General features: G+C 64.7%; 16 protein-coding genes. 11 read left to right on the top strand and 5 right to left on the bottom strand.

The features are described from left to right. The first annotated feature begins 1 nt into the window (after nucleotide 1). Entirely contained in the window at nucleotides 2–712 is a 711-nt protein-coding gene (locus tag DESFRDRAFT_RS06095) for a hypothetical protein (protein ID WP_005992169.1), read from the top strand. Nucleotides 713–922: 210 nt separating this feature from the next. On the opposite strand, the gene DESFRDRAFT_RS06100 is transcribed toward DESFRDRAFT_RS06095, so the two are convergent. Continuing rightward, a complete protein-coding gene (locus tag DESFRDRAFT_RS06100) occupies nucleotides 923–1,321 on the bottom strand; it encodes a response regulator (protein ID WP_005992170.1) in 399 nt (132 codons plus the stop codon). A gap of 247 nt (nucleotides 1,322–1,568) precedes the next feature. Between DESFRDRAFT_RS06100 and DESFRDRAFT_RS06105 the strand changes: the two genes are divergently transcribed. Genes DESFRDRAFT_RS06105 through DESFRDRAFT_RS06115 form a run of 3 tightly spaced genes read left to right on the top strand, consistent with a single transcriptional unit; the run spans nucleotide 1,569 to nucleotide 3,723 of the window. Further along, the gene (locus DESFRDRAFT_RS06105; RefSeq protein WP_005992172.1) at nucleotides 1,569–1,832 is read left to right on the top strand and encodes a hypothetical protein; all 264 of its coding nucleotides are present in this window, start codon (nucleotides 1,569–1,571) and stop codon (nucleotides 1,830–1,832) included. Then, on the top strand, nucleotides 1,829–2,620 hold the full coding sequence (locus DESFRDRAFT_RS06110; RefSeq protein ID WP_005992174.1) for an HD domain-containing protein: 792 nt from the start codon (nucleotides 1,829–1,831) through the stop codon (nucleotides 2,618–2,620). Before DESFRDRAFT_RS06105 ends, DESFRDRAFT_RS06110 begins: the two co-directional genes overlap by 4 nt. 14 nt (nucleotides 2,621–2,634) lie before the next feature. After that, on the top strand, nucleotides 2,635–3,723 hold the full coding sequence (locus DESFRDRAFT_RS06115; protein WP_005992177.1) for a tetratricopeptide repeat protein: 1,089 nt from the start codon (nucleotides 2,635–2,637) through the stop codon (nucleotides 3,721–3,723). Between the two features lie 516 nt (nucleotides 3,724–4,239). Here DESFRDRAFT_RS06115 and DESFRDRAFT_RS06120 read toward each other — a convergent pair. The 4 genes from DESFRDRAFT_RS06120 to DESFRDRAFT_RS06135 form a co-directional block, all read right to left on the bottom strand. Continuing rightward, the gene (locus DESFRDRAFT_RS06120) at nucleotides 4,240–5,364 is read right to left on the bottom strand and encodes a divergent polysaccharide deacetylase family protein (RefSeq protein ID WP_005992181.1); all 1,125 of its coding nucleotides are present in this window, start codon (nucleotides 5,362–5,364) and stop codon (nucleotides 4,240–4,242) included. Between the two features lie 25 nt (nucleotides 5,365–5,389). Continuing rightward, nucleotides 5,390–6,673 carry a S41 family peptidase gene (locus DESFRDRAFT_RS06125; protein ID WP_005992183.1) on the bottom strand — a complete coding sequence of 428 codons (1,284 nt, stop codon included), beginning with the start codon at nucleotides 6,671–6,673 and terminating at the stop codon, nucleotides 5,390–5,392. A 79-nt stretch (nucleotides 6,674–6,752) separates the two neighbouring features. Further along, the gene (locus DESFRDRAFT_RS06130) at nucleotides 6,753–7,547 is read right to left on the bottom strand and encodes a murein hydrolase activator EnvC family protein (protein WP_043793995.1); all 795 of its coding nucleotides are present in this window, start codon (nucleotides 7,545–7,547) and stop codon (nucleotides 6,753–6,755) included. Next, entirely contained in the window at nucleotides 7,544–8,194 is a 651-nt protein-coding gene (locus DESFRDRAFT_RS06135; protein WP_005992187.1) for an endonuclease III domain-containing protein, read from the bottom strand. Before DESFRDRAFT_RS06135 ends, DESFRDRAFT_RS06130 begins: the two co-directional genes overlap by 4 nt. A 158-nt stretch (nucleotides 8,195–8,352) precedes the next feature. Here DESFRDRAFT_RS06135 and cutA point away from each other — a divergent pair, with 158 nt between their 5' ends. From cutA to DESFRDRAFT_RS06170, 7 genes are all read left to right on the top strand, one after another. Next, nucleotides 8,353–8,676 carry a divalent-cation tolerance protein CutA gene (cutA, locus tag DESFRDRAFT_RS06140; protein ID WP_005992189.1) on the top strand — a complete coding sequence of 108 codons (324 nt, stop codon included), beginning with the start codon at nucleotides 8,353–8,355 and terminating at the stop codon, nucleotides 8,674–8,676. A gap of 15 nt (nucleotides 8,677–8,691) precedes the next feature. Continuing rightward, nucleotides 8,692–9,627 (top strand): carbohydrate kinase family protein, encoded by a 936-nt coding sequence (locus tag DESFRDRAFT_RS06145; protein WP_005992190.1) that lies wholly within the window; start codon nucleotides 8,692–8,694, stop codon nucleotides 9,625–9,627. A 458-nt stretch (nucleotides 9,628–10,085) separates the two neighbouring features. Then, entirely contained in the window at nucleotides 10,086–11,048 is a 963-nt protein-coding gene (gene thiL, locus DESFRDRAFT_RS06150; RefSeq protein ID WP_005992191.1) for a thiamine-phosphate kinase, read from the top strand. Between the two features lie 3 nt (nucleotides 11,049–11,051). Continuing rightward, on the top strand, nucleotides 11,052–11,912 hold the full coding sequence (locus tag DESFRDRAFT_RS06155; RefSeq protein WP_005992192.1) for a DMT family transporter: 861 nt from the start codon (nucleotides 11,052–11,054) through the stop codon (nucleotides 11,910–11,912). Nucleotides 11,913–11,925: 13 nt separating this feature from the next. Next, nucleotides 11,926–12,333, top strand: a complete 408-nt coding sequence (tsaA, locus tag DESFRDRAFT_RS06160) for a tRNA (N6-threonylcarbamoyladenosine(37)-N6)-methyltransferase TrmO (RefSeq protein WP_005992193.1) — start codon at nucleotides 11,926–11,928, stop codon at nucleotides 12,331–12,333. Between the two features lie 115 nt (nucleotides 12,334–12,448). Further along, entirely contained in the window at nucleotides 12,449–12,712 is a 264-nt protein-coding gene (locus tag DESFRDRAFT_RS06165; RefSeq protein ID WP_005992194.1) for a hypothetical protein, read from the top strand. A gap of 66 nt (nucleotides 12,713–12,778) precedes the next feature. Beyond that, on the top strand, nucleotides 12,779–14,125 hold the full coding sequence (locus DESFRDRAFT_RS06170; protein ID WP_005992195.1) for a YihY/virulence factor BrkB family protein: 1,347 nt from the start codon (nucleotides 12,779–12,781) through the stop codon (nucleotides 14,123–14,125). Nucleotides 14,126–14,187 lie beyond the last annotated feature (62 nt).

Genomic DNA, 14,187 nt, shown 5'->3' on the forward strand with positions numbered 1-14,187 from the left:
TATGATCGCCAGCAAGAAAAAGCTGACCACAGGTATTCTCCTGATGGCCTCCTTCATCGGCGTTCTCATAGTGATTTTCCTGCCCATATTCGGCCAGGGTCGAAACGGGCTGGAATTCTCCGACGATCTCTTCAACAAGCTGGCCAAGGGGTCCTCGTACTTCATCCCCAAGGTCAAGGCGGAAGTCGCCACGGTCATGGACAAGCAGCTTGACGTCACCGTCAAGTTCAAGGACCCCAATATTGCCAAGACGGCCGATATCCTGCTGGCCAAGGTCGGCGCGACCGGCGAGGCCAAGGGCGACCTCTATGAGATCAAGGGCAACCTGCACAAGATCCTGTCGCAGGTGTTGACCGACTCGGACTATATGTACAAGGACGAAGGCAAGCCCGTGGCGGACTTCTACGGCATGGACGAAAAGAAGGTCATGGAGGCCTGGTATACGATTCTTAGCGCCATGATCCAGCCCTTGCAAAAGCAAAAGCTGATCCATGAAGCCAGCGTCATCAACACCGTCAACCAGAAGGCCATCGAGCCGGCCTACAACTTCTACGGCATCCCGGCCGAGCACGTCGGCGAAAAGATGCCGCTCGTCACGGGGATGCTGGCCTTCTATCTCCTCTACACCGTCTGGTACGGCTTCGCCATCTTCGACATCTTCAACGGCATCGGGCTTTCCATGACCCGGTCCAAGATCAAGAAGGAAGTGTAGCACCCCCCGCCCCTCAAAGGCGAAACCCCGGTCCGTCTTCTGGCGGGCCGGGGTTTTGCCTTTAGCGGACAGAGCCTAGCCGCAACCACCGGCAACGACGCAGGCAACGAATCGATAGATCGCCGCGCCGGGTGCACGATCCCCATCGCCCCGAAGGCAAAAATGGAAAGGAAAGGGAAGCGTCCGCCAGCCGGAAAGGGCGGCCCGCCGCTATTCGATCACGCCGAGGTTCTTGAGCAGATGCAGGAGCATGTGTTTGTCGATGGGCTTGGGAACGTAGGAGGTGGCCCCGCCCTTGTAGTAGGCTTCCACCACGTTCTTGGGATCGTCCAGAGCCGTGGTCATGATGACCTTGGCTTCCTGGGCCGGGGTGATGCCCCGCTCCCGCTCGATGGCGCGAATGGTCTTGAGCGCCGCCTGCCCGTCCATCTCCGGCATCATGATGTCCATGCAGATCAGGTCGTAACGATTGTCGTCATCGAGAGACTGGCTGAAGGCCTCGACGGCTTCGAGCCCGTTGACCGCGATGTCGACCTCGCCATAGGGGCCGAGAATCTTCTGGAGGATTTTACGACTCGTAAAGTCGTCCTCGACTACCAACACTCGCATCGCCGCCTCCTCGACCATACCGCCCGCGAAAACATGCCGGGAGGATTACACGGCCATAATGCCGCGAATTCGCCTAGTGATCTTTTGTAAGCGCAAAATACGAGAAAGGCAATGCGGCGGCCGTGAAATCCCGCGCTTCCCGCCGCCGGACGACGTCGCACCCGTCCCTTTGCCGGGGCGTCTTGCAACATGGCCCGATCCCGCGTAAGCCGCTGGCGATGCGCAATCGGCGCCACGGAGCAACCGCATGTTTTTTTTGAACGCCTTGGCAATCCAGGCCGCCAGCAAGGTGGAACCGAGCTGGCACAAGACCTGGCCCTTCGGTCCCGGCATCGAGGAAGGCTTTTTTTCCGTCGTCCTCAAGGGGCTCTTCATCCTGGTCATCCTCGGCGGCATGGCCTGGCTGCTGCGTTACCTGTTCGGCCCCGGCGGCCCCCTGCGCGACAAGGAATTCGATGAACCGGATCCGGAAGACCCCGCCAACCAGGACAAGGATCGGCGCGAACAATGATCGCGGCCATTCGCGCTTGGTTCGAAGCCTTTGTCGACGCCCATCGCCTGGGAACGCCCGTCCACGACGCCCACCTGGATCTCAAACGCGTCCATAGCCTCCTCGTCATGGACGAGGCCAAGGCCCAGGCCGAAGAACTGGAATTGCCCGGACGGCTGCGCGAACTGGCCGTCATCACAGGTCTTTTGCACGACACCGGCCGTTTTCCCCAATACCGGCGCTACCATACCTTCCGCGACGCCGACAGCGCCAACCACGCCATCCTCGGCACCGTCGCCCTGGCCCGCGAAAACGCCCTGGCCGCGCTGGATAAAACAGCCCGAGCCCTTGTGCGCACGGCCATCATCTGCCACAATAAACGGGCTCTTCCGGCGCGCGTCGCCTCGGGCCGAGATCCCGACGCCCTGACCCTGGCCCGCATCGTGCGCGATGCCGACAAGCTCGATATCGTCCGGGTCATGCTCGAACATTTTCAGGACCCGAAGGAAAAAGACGCCGTGGTGTTTCTGGGGCTGCCCGACATCCCCGACGTCTACAATCCCGTCTTCCTCGAAGACATCGCAGCCGGCCGCATAGGAAACTATTACGCCATGGGCTCCACCAACGACTTCGCCCTGCTGCTTCTAAGCTGGATCAACGACATGAATTTCGCCCGGACCCGGCGCGAATTCTTCACCCGCGGCCTCGTTGCCGGCCTTTTCGACGCGCTGCCAGACCAGCCCGAGCTTACCGCCTTCAAGACACGCTACCACGACCGGTTCGCCCCGAGCGAAACGATCAGCCACTGACGACCGGAGGCGCCATGGACTTCTCCCCGATCCTCTTCGATACCGTCGTCATCGTCAGCGGCAACGAGGAAAACGTCCGACGCGACCGGCGCTCCCTGGCCCCCTTTCGCCCCCGGCGCGTGGAACAATTCGCCTCCGGCGAAAAAGCCCTGGCCTTCCTCGCCGCCAACCGCGCCGACGTCGTGCTCCTCGACAGCCAGCTCGAAGACATGGACGGCACCCAGTTTCTCCGCGCCAGCCGCCGCGACCTGCGCCTCAAGGACGTGCCCATCGTCATGGTCACCTCCGAGAGCCAGCGCGACAAGGTCCTCGACGCCATCGCCGTGGGCTGCGCCGGCTACATCCTGCGCCCCTACTCCGAGGAAACCTTCCGCAAACACGTGCTGCGCGGCTGCCAGGTCGAACGCGTCACCGAAATCGAACGCCAGCAGATCGAAGACGCCCGCGAAATGGTGGCCATGGGCAACTTCGACGACGCCATCGAAGCCTTCGAGGAAATCATCACCGAACAGAACATGGCCCAGAAATACTACGACATGGGCTGCCGCTGCCTGGTGCGCCAAAAATACGGCCAGGCCATCATCGCCTTCAAGAAAGCCATCAAGATCAACGACCTGTTCGCCGAAGCCTACAAGGGCCTGGCCGACGCCTACAAGGGGAAGGGAGAGCTGGACGAATTCAAGCGCTACCTGCAAAAGGCGGCTGAAATCCACGCCCAGTTCAACCACATGGAACAAACCAAGGAACTCTTCATCGAGATCCTCAAATACGACCCCAATACCCCCAACCCCTTCAACTCCCTCGGCGTCAAGCTGCGCAAAAGCGGCGACCTCGCCGGCGCCCTGCACGCCTACAAGCAAGCCCTCTCCCTCACCCCGGACGACGAGAATATCCACTTCAACATGTCCAAGGCCTACTACTTCATGGGCAATACCGAGGACGCCAAGGAGTGCGTCGAAAAAGCCCTGGAGAGCAGCCCCGGCTTCGAAGAAGGCCGCAAACTCTACCGAAAACTCTTCGGCCGCGAATACCCCCGCACCGCGCCCCCGCCCGCGCCGCCCGACGACCGCCAACAGGCGGCGGAATCGTTGCGCGACGACTAGGCAGGCAGGCAGGTAGGTCAGGCAGGGGCTCTGCCCCTGCACCCCGCCGAGGGGCCACGGGCCCCCTGGGCCCCCCTTCTCGGCTTTGGCTGGGCGGGGATGGCATTGGCTGGCGGGAAGCCGGGCTGGATGAAGATGAAGGCGGCATTTGTCGGGACGCTGCCGCCGCTTCGCGGCAGGCTCGTCCCAAGCAAATGCCGCCTCCACCACGCCGGTCGCCCCTTCGGGGCGACAACTTTAGAATAACCTTCCCATATTTTTCTTGAAATGCGGCGCTTCGCCGCTGGCGCGGTTGTTGCCGCAATCGCGTCCGGCGTCGAGGCGCAAAGCGCCTCGTGCCGCCGGGCCGATTGCGGCAACAAACATACGGCACCCCGCCTCTCCCCAACGCATCCACCACCCACCATCCCAACCCGGTAAAAGGGGGTCCGGGGGACATCAAGTCCCCCGGCGGTGGGGTCCAGGGGAGGCGGAGCCTCCCTGGCCGCCGGAGGCTCATCCCACACCATGCCGAGCCTAGAACTCGGGGCCGAGTTCGGTCAGGGTGACGAGGCTGACGTGGGGATCGCGTTCCTTGGCCCAGAGGAGCAAGGCTTCGTAGGTTTCGTTGTAGGGGTGGCCGATGGCGATGGCGCGGCCGTGTTTGAGGGCGTGGCGTTCAGCGGTTTTGAGTTGGCCGAGGATGGTGCGGACGTTGCGGACGTTGTCGAGAAAAACGGCCCGGCGGTAGTAGTGCACGCCGGCCTTGCGGGCGGCTTCGGCGGCGGCGCTGGCGGGCGAGGTGACGGAGTCCATGAAAAAGAGGCCGTGCGCCTTGAGCACCGGCATGACGGCGTCCATGCCGGCCTGATCGCTGGTGAAGGCCGAGCCCATATGGTTGTTGATGCCGACGATATGCGGCAGTTGGGCGATGTTTTCGGACAGGGTGGTCTGGATGCGCCGGGTGTCCATGTCGGTGAAAAGCGCTCCCGGGCCGGGATTGACCCGGGGGTAGGAGATCGGCTGCATGGGCTGGTGCAGGATGGTTTCATTGCCGTGGGCGGCGATCTCGGCGGCCAGGGAACGGGTATGGGGCCGGTTGGGCAGGATGGCCAGGGTCACAGGGAACGGCAGTTCCATGAGTCTTCTGGCCATGACCGGATTGTCGCCGATGTCGTCGATGACCACCACCATACGCGGCCCTTTGGCGGTATCCTCGGCCGGCTGCGGGGATTGCGTCGCGGGTTCGGCTGCCGGCGGCGACGGGGGCGCGGCGGGTGCGGCCGGCTCGACCTTGATCCGTACTTGCGAACCGTTGGGAGGCGTTTCCGTGCTGGGCAAATGTTCCTCGAAGGGCAGCGCGGCGGGCTGGGCGTCATGGGCCACGGCCCGGGCCTCATGGGGCGGTTTGGACGGATGGCGCGGCTTTACGGTGGCGGCGACCGGCTGGCGGACATGTCCGGCCTTGGCGTTTCGGACGACATGGTCGAGCGGCAGCGGCGGGAACGGTCCGAAAAGGAGCATGGCCAGCACACCAAGGGAGATGGCCAGCACCAGTCCGGCGATGACCGCAATATAAGGCCGGCCGGGGAGAACGACCTTGCGTTTCCCCCCGGCCTTGGCGCGCGCCGGAGACTTCCCCGGCCCCTTGGCGGGTTTCATGGAAGCCGATTTCCGCTTGCGCGTACTAGGGCTTGTAGGTCTTGATCGGGAAATACTTCACCAATTCCAAAGCGAGCTTGAGCTGATTGTCCCGGGCGAGCTGATCGAGCAGCTTCTGCTTGGGATCGTCGGATTCGGACTTTTTCTTACGCTTGTTCACCAGGTGGCGGGACAAATCGCGTTCCCGAAACTGGTGGTTGGCGGCCAGTTTGTCGCCGTCCGCGCCGTTGTCCTGGAGCGGCACCATGAAGTCGGGTTCGATGCCCTCGGCCTGTATGGAACGGCCGTTGGGCGTGTAGTACAGGGCCGTGGTCAGCTTGATGCCCGAGCCGTCGGAGAGCGGAATGACGGTCTGCACCGAGCCCTTGCCGAAGCTCTTTTCGCCCACGAGCAGGGCCCTTTTGTGATCCTTGAGCGCGCCGGCCACGATTTCCGAGGCCGAGGCCGAGCCGGAGTTGATGAGCACGACGAGCGGCGAGGCGAGGTCGGCGCCGTCGCCCTTGGCGCTGAACACCTTTTCCTGATCCGGGTTCTTGCCCTTGATGGACACGATCTGGCCCGAGGGCAGGAAGACGTCCGCGACGTTGACGGCCTGTTCGAGCAGCCCGCCGGGGTTGTTGCGCAGGTCGAGGATGACGCCCTTGAGCTGCTTGCCGCCCTTCCTGTAGTCGGCCAGGGCCTGGTTGAGTTCGGCCGTGGTGTTTTCGTTGAAGCGGGTCAGGCGGATATAGAGGTAACCGGGCTCCACTTCATTGCTTTTCACGCTGATGATCGGGATGGTGTCGCGCACCACCTTCACTTTGAAAGGCTTTTGCTGGTCCTTGTGGATGACGGTCAGGGACACGGGCTTGCCTTTGGGGCCGCGAATCTTCTGCACCGCGTCGATCAGCGTCATGTCCTGGGTGGGCTGGCCCTCGATTTCCAGGATCACGTCGCCGGCCTTGAGGCCGGCTTTTTCGGCCGGGGTATCGTCGATGGGCGAGATGACGGTCAGCCGGCCGTTCTCCATGCTGATCTCGATGCCGATGCCGCCGAATTCGCCCGAGGTGCTGACCTGCATCTCCTTGAACTCTTCCTTGGACAGAAAGCTGGAGTGCGGATCGAGCTGTTGGAGCATGCCAACGATGGCCCCGTCGATGAGTTCGTTGCGGGTGACGGGCTTGACATAATGGTTCTCCACCAGGTCCATGACCTGGCTGAAGCGCTTGAGCGGGGCGAAGCGGTCTTCGTCGTTCTTGGCGGCCAGGGCAACGGAGCCGATAACCAAGCAGACGATCAGGGAACAGGACACCTTGGTCAAAAGACGCATACCTTCCTCCACGAAACATGACAGGCCGCGACACTTACTTCCCGCGCGGCCGTTTCCCTCTCTCTCGTCCGAAAAGCCCTTATCGCCTCACGGCGAACCACTCCGCCGGATTAAGAGCTTTTTCACGAAAACGCAATTCGAAATAGACGCCGGGCTTGCGGATGGGACCGCAATATCCCGCCTGCCCGAGAACGGCTCCGCCCTCGAGCAAATCCCCCTCGGCCGCGTCGAGACGCCCCAAACAGGCGTACACGGTGTGGCGGCGCCCGCCGTGGGAGAGAATCAACACCCGACCAAGGCCCATAAGCGCTCCGGTGAAGACCACCCGCCCGGCGGCGGCGGCGGTCACCGGCGTGCCTTCGGGCACGGCCAGCACGAGCCCCTGGCGCGGCGGATTGTCCGCCGGAGCGAAGGCGGCGGCCACGGGGCCTGTCGCCGGCCAGGAAAAACCTTCCGCCGGCGGCGCGAAGACATCCGGGACGTCCTCCGCTTTCACCGGCGCATCGGCCAAAGTCGCATTCGCGGCGCGCGCCGGGGGCAACGTTGCGGACGTCCTCGGCGGCGCGAGGAGTTCCGGCGGCAAGGCGACCGGGACACCGTCCACGCCGGGCAGCCCGGCACCCCGCACCAGCGCCCGCATCCATACATAAAGGCGGTCGGCCTCGGCCCAATCCCCGACGGCTCCGGGCTCCCCGGACAAAACGGCCACCCGGCCGGGCCACAGCGCGGCCAGAAGCGCGGCCTGACGTCGGGAGACGGTCTCCCGGGCCGCATCCTGCCGGCCGGCATGGGACCGGGCCGGCTCCCGGGCCACGGCCCCTCCCGCCGTCGTCAAAAAAGTGACGACAGCAACCACTAGGATGGGCCACTTCATGGCAGAAACGGCCCCAATGGACAACTGTCGCAACGCGGCGCGCGCGGCCGGCACCAGCCGTTGCCCACGCGCACGAGCAGGGCGTGGAATTCATTGTACAAAGCCGTATCCTCGGGCAGGGCGTCCATGAAAAGCTCCCGCAATTCCTCGTACCCCGCGTCTTCCGGGGCCAGGGCGTGCCGGTTGCAGATCCGCGCCGTGTAGGCGTCCACCACGAAGCTCGGCAGCGAAAGACCGTAAAGCAGGATGCTGTCCGCCGTCTCCGGCCCCACGCCCTTGACCGCGAGCAGCCGCTCCCGGGCCGCGTCGAGACCGCCGTCGGCCAGGGCCGTGATGTCGCCGCCAAGTTCATGCACGATAAGTGCCAGAAGGTTTCGCAGCCGGGCCGCCTTGACCCGGAAATACCCCGCCGGCCGTATCAGCTCCGCCAGCTCTTCCACCGGCAGGGCGTAAAGCGCCTCGGCCGAAAACCGGCCCGCGGCCTTCAGATTGTCGATGGCGCGCGCCACGTTGGCCCAATTGGTGTTCTGGGTCAAAATCGCGCCAACCGCCATCTCGAAGGCCGAATCCGCCGGCCACCAGCCGCTGGGGCCGAGCGCCTCCAACATGGCCTGATGCATGGCCAAAAAAAGTTCCCGCCGCTTCATGCCGTCCCCCGCCCCGTTCCCGTGCGCACGCTTCGTCCTCCCGCCAATGCCGCATCCCCGATTCCGCCGGCCAAGCCCCCGCCTTTGCAAACGCCTGGCCCCTCGTGTAAGGCATCAATCCGAATGTCGTAACACCGCCAGCCGGCCTGGAGAACGCCATGTCCGCCGTAATGGTCTACATCACCGCCCCGTCGCCCGAGGCCGCCGAATCCATCGGCCGCGCCCTGGTCACCGAGCGCCTCGCCGCCTGCGCCAACATCCTGCCCGGCATGCGCTCGATCTACCATTGGAAGGGCGCCATCGAAACCGCCGAGGAAACCGTGCTCATCGCCAAGACCCGGTCCGATCTGGCCGACGCCCTCACCGCCCGGGTCAAGGAGTTGCACGACTACGAAGTCCCCTGCGCGGTGGTCGTGCCCATCGTCTCCGGGCTGCCGGATTTTCTGCACTGGATCGACGACGAAACCGCCCCAATCGCATAAAGGAGAACCCCGCCCATGCGCATCCTCGTTTCGGGCTCCCTGGCCTATGACCGCATCATGAGCTTTCCCGGCAGCTTCGCCGAACATATCCTGCCCGACAAGATCCATATCCTCAACGTCTGCTTCCTGGTCGACGGGCTGGAGGAAAAATTCGGCGGCACGGCCGGCAACATCGCCTATTGCCTGAAACTCCTCGGCGAGGAGCCGACCATCGTGGCCGCCGCCGGCAAGGACTTCGCCGCCTACGAAGCCTGGCTGCGCCACTGCGGCCTCTCCCTGCAAGGCATCCGCCGCATCGGCAGCGAGTTCACCGCCGGGGCCTACATCACCACCGACCGCTCCGACAATCAGATCACCGGCTTCAACCCCGGGGCCATGAAATACGGCGCCCAGTACCCCGTTGCCGACTGCGACCCGGCCGACACCATCGCCATCGCCGCCCCCGGCAACCTGGACGACATGCAGGAATACCCCCGCATCTGCAAAGCCAAGGGCATCCCCGTCATCGTCGACCCCGGCCAGAACATCACCGCCCTGTCCGGCGAACAGCTCACCGAAATGCTCACCGGCGCCGACTACCTCGTCAGCAACGACTACGAGCTGCAACTGATCGAAAACACCACCAAACTCACCCTGGCCGAAATCGTCGGCCGGGCCAAGACCGTCATCACCACCCTCGGCGAAAACGGCTCCACCATCCGCCAGGGCGCGCGGGAAGACAACATCGCCCCCTGCCCCGTCGCCGATGTCCAGGACCCGACCGGCGCGGGCGACGCCTTCCGGGCCGGATTCATCAAAGGCCTGTGCCTGGGCAAATCCCCAGTGGACGCCGCCAAGATCGGATCAGTCTCCGCCGCCTACGCCGTGGAAAAACACGGCACCCAGGAACACCATTTCACCTGGGACGCCTTCCGCGCCCGCTACGCCGCGACGTTCGGCGAACTGGCGTAGTCGAGCCGCCCATAGACCAGGGCTCTGCCCTGGACCCGGCAGGGGCGCTGCCCCTGCACCCCGCCGAGGGGCGGGGGCGCCCCCCGGTCCCCCCTTCTCGGCTCTGGTCGGGCGGAAAGCTTGGCTTGCCGCGGTCAGGCGATGCTGGAAGATGGGGACGGCATTTGCCGGGACGGTGCATGTCGCTTCGCAACAAGCGCGTCCCGGGCAAATGCCGTCCCCACCACGCCGTCGCCCCTTCGGGGCGAAATAAGAAGGCCTCTTCCTGCCCCCTTCTAAAAGAGCTTCCAATTTAAACGAAATCGGTCGATATTTCTTGGCTCCGGCTGTCGCGGCCCTTGCCACTTCACCCTTTTAAAGTTTTTCGGGAGGGTGGGGGTCCGGGGGAGGGGACCCCTTTTTTTCAAAAAGGGGTCCCCTCCCCCGGTTCCTCCTTCCCCTTCCCCACCCACCACACCATGCCGCATATACGCTCCGAGGATGATTTCCTGGCTTTGGTCGACCGGCATTTCCCGCGTGGCGGGGAGTCGGTGGCGCTTTCGCGCGGCGATGACGCGGCCGTAATTGCTTGTCCCGACCGGATGTGCGTCACCACGGATCTTTTTTTGGAGGATGTGCATTTCCGGCGCTCGTACTTTTCGCCTGGTGATATCGGGTACAAGGCGCTGGCCGTCAATATAAGCGACGTGGCCGCCATGGGCGCGCGGCCGTTGGGCTTCGTCCTGGGTCTTGTGAGCCCCGGCGACGCCGACCGGGATTTTTGGAACGGGGTCCTGGCGGGCATGGCGGAGCTGGCGGAGGCATACGGGTTGCCGCTGGTGGGCGGCGATTTGAGCCGGGGCGACAAGACCGGGCTGACTGTGACCATCTGGGGGGAGGCCGGGCCGTCGGGCCGTTTTCTGACCCGGAGCACGGCCAAGCCGGGGGATATTTTGTTCATCGTCGGCGCGATCGGCCTGGCCCGGGTGGGGCTGGCGCTGTTGGAAAAAGAAGGCATCGGCGCCAGGGAACGCTTTCCGGCCGCCGTGGCCGCCCATCTGCGCCCGATTCCCCGGGTGGACGAAGGGGTAATCCTGGCCGATATCCCCGGGATCACGGCCTGCATGGACGTCTCCGACGGCCTGGCCCGGGACCTGCCGCGCTTGCTGCCCCAAGGAATGGGGGCGGATCTTTTCCTGCCGCCGGGCCTGCTCCATCCCGAAGTCACGGCCTACGCCGCCGGGCATGGCCGGCAACCGGAGAAAGAGGCGATTTTCGGCGGCGAGGATTACGCGCTTGTGGCCAGCGCCACGCCCGAGGGCTGGAAGGCGGTGCGCGCCGCCCTGCCCGGGGCGCACCCCATCGGCATGGTCGGCGGCAAACCGGGGTATACGCTCAACGGCGCGCCGTTCGCCATGAACGGCTTCGATCATTTCGGATAGATCATGGGACTTTTGTTATTCGGAGCGACGTGCATCAGTTTCGCCGCCGTGTTCGTCAAGCTGGCCGGGGTGGCCACCTCGGTGTCCGCGTTTTACCGGCTGCTCATCGGCGGGTTGGCGCTCGTGTCGCTTCTGGCCGCGACGAAAAACCTTCCGGCCTTTCGCCGGGCGATGTCCTGGCCGGCGGCCGGCTGCGCCGTTTTTTTCGTGTGCGACCTGTTGTGCTGGCATGCCAGCATCGCCCGGGTGGGACCGGGGCTGGCCACGCTGGTGGCCAACTTCCAGGTGTTCGCCCTGACGGCCGTGGCCGCCGTGACCGGCCGGCGTCTGCCCCGGCCAGGGTTTCTGGCGTCCATGGGGCTAGCCCTTTTCGGACTCTACCTTGTGGTCGGCAGGAATTTCGCCGCCCAAACGCACGATTTCCGCCTGGGCGTGGGCTACGGTCTGGCGGCGGCGGTTTTTTACGCGCTCTTTATCCTGACCCTCAAAAAAGCCGTCACCGACCAGGGCCGGGCCGGCCCCATGGCGACCATGGCGGTGCTGTCCTTTCTCGGGGCGGGGCTGCTCGTCGCGGTCGTTGGCGCAACGGGCGAGAGTTTCGCCCTGCCAGGGCCGCAAGCAATCCTGTCCCTGGTCGCGCTTGGCATCCTGGCCCAATGCCTGGGCTGGCTGGCCATTTCCAGCGGCTTGGCCGGCGTGCGCCCCGCCCTGGCCGGACTCATCCTGCTGCTCCAGCCCACGCTGTCCTATCTCTGGGACGTGCTCTTTTTTGACAAAGCCACCGGTCCGGTGGAACTATGCGGGGTGGTACTAGCCCTTGGCGGCATCTATCTCGGTTCCGTCCGCTTCGCCGACAAACCTTAAAGGAGCGTTCCCCATGGACCTGACCCTTCGCGTGCTCGGCACGGTGCGCTCGGTGCTCACCGACCCGGCCACGGCCCCGCGCTTCGAAACCGAAAACGCCCCCCCGGCCGAACTGGTCCTGGACCCCGCCTATCGCGCCGCGGCCGAATCCCTCGAGGTCGGGCAGGAAATTCTGGTTTTCACCTGGTTCCATCTGGCCAACCGGTCCTGCCAGCAGGTCCATCCCCGCCGGGACAAGACCCGTCCCCTGACCGGCGTTTTTTCCACCCGCTCGCCGGACCGGCCCAATCCCATCGGACTGCACAAGGTACGCATCGCCGCCATCGACGACGCAAAGATCACCGTCGAAGCCCTGGAAGCCGTCGACGGCACCCCGGTCATCGACATCAAACCGCTGGCCGACCGTCACGGCACTACCTGAGCGCGACAGACAACAATCCGCGCGGCCATGTTTTTTCCGCTCAAGGCTTGCCGAGCACCGGGAAAATGCTTTAGCAAAACCGCTGTCGACCACGATCCCATCAAAGGAGTCCCGCATGTCCACCAAGACCGAGCACGTCAAGAAAGTCAACGCCGTCGTCTGCGCCTACTTCGCCCATACGGGCTACCTGACCCGGGAGGAAGCCAAGGATTTGTGCGGCCTCGACGAGAGCCATTTCGAGGAAGCCTATGCCAAGGCCGGCAACATTTTCAGCAAGATCGGCGCCGAGCCGGACAAGGGCGTCAGCAAGCTGTTCGACCACCTGGCCAAGGAAGTCGACGACTACATGAAGCACATCAGCGGCTACGGCATCGCCTAAGCGCCGCTTCCGCCGCGCCCGCGACCCGGAGGCGCTCCGGGTCGCGGCGGCCGGCACAACGTCGCCGTGGCCGGTTCCGACGCTTCCCATCGCGCCGCCTCCCTGGCGGCCGCCATCGGCAAGGCTTTCACATCGGGCCGCCTGCCGGAGCAGAGTCCCCTGCCTCCCTGGCTGGGACCGTTTTTTCATGTTCTGCATTTGTTTCTCAAAAACCATGGCCTAAGCCTCGCCGCCGCGCTGTCCTACACCACGGTGCTGTCCATCGTGCCGTTTCTGGCCGTGGCCTTTTCCGTGGCCAAGGGGCTCGGCTTCTACGACTCGCCCCAGGTCCACGACCTGCTTATGCGCATCACCGCCGGCCGCGCGGAAGTGGTGGAGCAGATCCAGCTCTACATCCAGAACACCAACGTCAAGACCCTCGGAGCCATCGGTACGGTGCTGTTGCTGGTCACGGCCGTGTCCCTGGTGTCCACCATCGAGGGCGCGATAAACGCCGCCTGGGACATCGGCGTCAAGCGCGGCTTCGTCACCCGCTTCACCAGCTATCTGCTGTTGATCATCATCTGCCCGCCGCTGCTTTTCGCCGCCGTAAGCGCCATGGCCGCGGTCCAGGACGCAAGCCTCACCCGCCGGCTGCTGGAATTTTCCCTGGTCCAGGACGTCGAGCGCATTGTGTTGTCCGTGGCCCCGGTGCTCATCGTCTGGACGGTTTTTTTCGTGCTCTACCAGTTTTTGCCCAACACCAGGGTCAAACCGCGATGCGCCCTGATCGGAGCGTTTTGCGCCGGCACGCTGTGGCAACTCGTGCAGTGGGCCTACATCAAATTCCAGTTCGGAGCCGCCGGCTACAACGCCATCTACGGCAGCTTCGCCCAGATCCCCCTGCTCCTGCTGTGGCTCTACATCAGCTGGGCCATCGTGCTGCTCGGAGCCCAGATCAGCCACACCGCCCAACGCTACGGCGTTTTTTTGCGCCAGTCCCGGGCCGACGGCCTGGTCCAGTCCCACCGCCACGCCCTGGCCCTTTTCCTGCTTCTGCTGGCCGCGCGCGCCGCCGCCAGACGCCGGCTGCTCCCGGACATCACCCGCCAGGCGACACTGCTGGGCCTGCCCGAGCCGAGCGTGGCCGGACTGTGGCAGGCCATGGCCGCATCCGGGCTCGCGGTCGCGGCCGACGGGACCAACGGCCGCACCTTCGTGCCCCTGGCCCGGCCGCAAGACGTGACCCTGGCCGACGTGGCCCGGGCCCTGGACGGGAACGACGCCCCGCCTCCGGCCGGTCTGGTCCGGGACTACCCCCTTCTCGCACGGCTTTGCACCCTGGCCGGCCAGTCCGACCGCACGGAAAGCCTCGCCTCCCTGGAAGCCCGCTTCGCGGCGGACCTGGACGCGGCGCTTCCCGCCAAAATATAACGCAACTTCTTTTCTTTCCCGACTTTTCTCGTTACAGGCAACTCCAGCCCTATCAGTACCCG

The organism is Solidesulfovibrio fructosivorans JJ], from assembly GCF_000179555.1.
Lineage (GTDB): Bacteria > Desulfobacterota > Desulfovibrionia > Desulfovibrionales > Desulfovibrionaceae > Solidesulfovibrio > Solidesulfovibrio fructosivorans.

Excerpts from the sequence above, each read along its gene's own strand:
- DESFRDRAFT_RS06095 (WP_005992169.1), top strand. The coding sequence starts at position 2 with ATGATCGCCAGCAAGAAAAAGCTGACCACAGGTATTCTCCTGATGGCC.
- DESFRDRAFT_RS06100 (WP_005992170.1), bottom strand. The coding sequence starts at position 1,321 with ATGCGAGTGTTGGTAGTCGAGGACGACTTTACGAGTCGTAAAATCCTC.
- DESFRDRAFT_RS06105 (WP_005992172.1), top strand. The coding sequence starts at position 1,569 with ATGTTTTTTTTGAACGCCTTGGCAATCCAGGCCGCCAGCAAGGTGGAA.
- DESFRDRAFT_RS06110 (WP_005992174.1), top strand. The coding sequence starts at position 1,829 with ATGATCGCGGCCATTCGCGCTTGGTTCGAAGCCTTTGTCGACGCCCAT.
- DESFRDRAFT_RS06115 (WP_005992177.1), top strand. The coding sequence starts at position 2,635 with ATGGACTTCTCCCCGATCCTCTTCGATACCGTCGTCATCGTCAGCGGC.
- DESFRDRAFT_RS06120 (WP_005992181.1), bottom strand. The coding sequence starts at position 5,364 with ATGAAACCCGCCAAGGGGCCGGGGAAGTCTCCGGCGCGCGCCAAGGCC.
- DESFRDRAFT_RS06125 (WP_005992183.1), bottom strand. The coding sequence starts at position 6,673 with ATGCGTCTTTTGACCAAGGTGTCCTGTTCCCTGATCGTCTGCTTGGTT.
- DESFRDRAFT_RS06130 (WP_043793995.1), bottom strand. The coding sequence starts at position 7,547 with ATGAAGTGGCCCATCCTAGTGGTTGCTGTCGTCACTTTTTTGACGACG.
- DESFRDRAFT_RS06135 (WP_005992187.1), bottom strand. The coding sequence starts at position 8,194 with ATGAAGCGGCGGGAACTTTTTTTGGCCATGCATCAGGCCATGTTGGAG.
- cutA (WP_005992189.1), top strand. The coding sequence starts at position 8,353 with ATGTCCGCCGTAATGGTCTACATCACCGCCCCGTCGCCCGAGGCCGCC.
- DESFRDRAFT_RS06145 (WP_005992190.1), top strand. The coding sequence starts at position 8,692 with ATGCGCATCCTCGTTTCGGGCTCCCTGGCCTATGACCGCATCATGAGC.
- thiL (WP_005992191.1), top strand. The coding sequence starts at position 10,086 with ATGCCGCATATACGCTCCGAGGATGATTTCCTGGCTTTGGTCGACCGG.
- DESFRDRAFT_RS06155 (WP_005992192.1), top strand. The coding sequence starts at position 11,052 with ATGGGACTTTTGTTATTCGGAGCGACGTGCATCAGTTTCGCCGCCGTG.
- tsaA (WP_005992193.1), top strand. The coding sequence starts at position 11,926 with ATGGACCTGACCCTTCGCGTGCTCGGCACGGTGCGCTCGGTGCTCACC.
- DESFRDRAFT_RS06165 (WP_005992194.1), top strand. The coding sequence starts at position 12,449 with ATGTCCACCAAGACCGAGCACGTCAAGAAAGTCAACGCCGTCGTCTGC.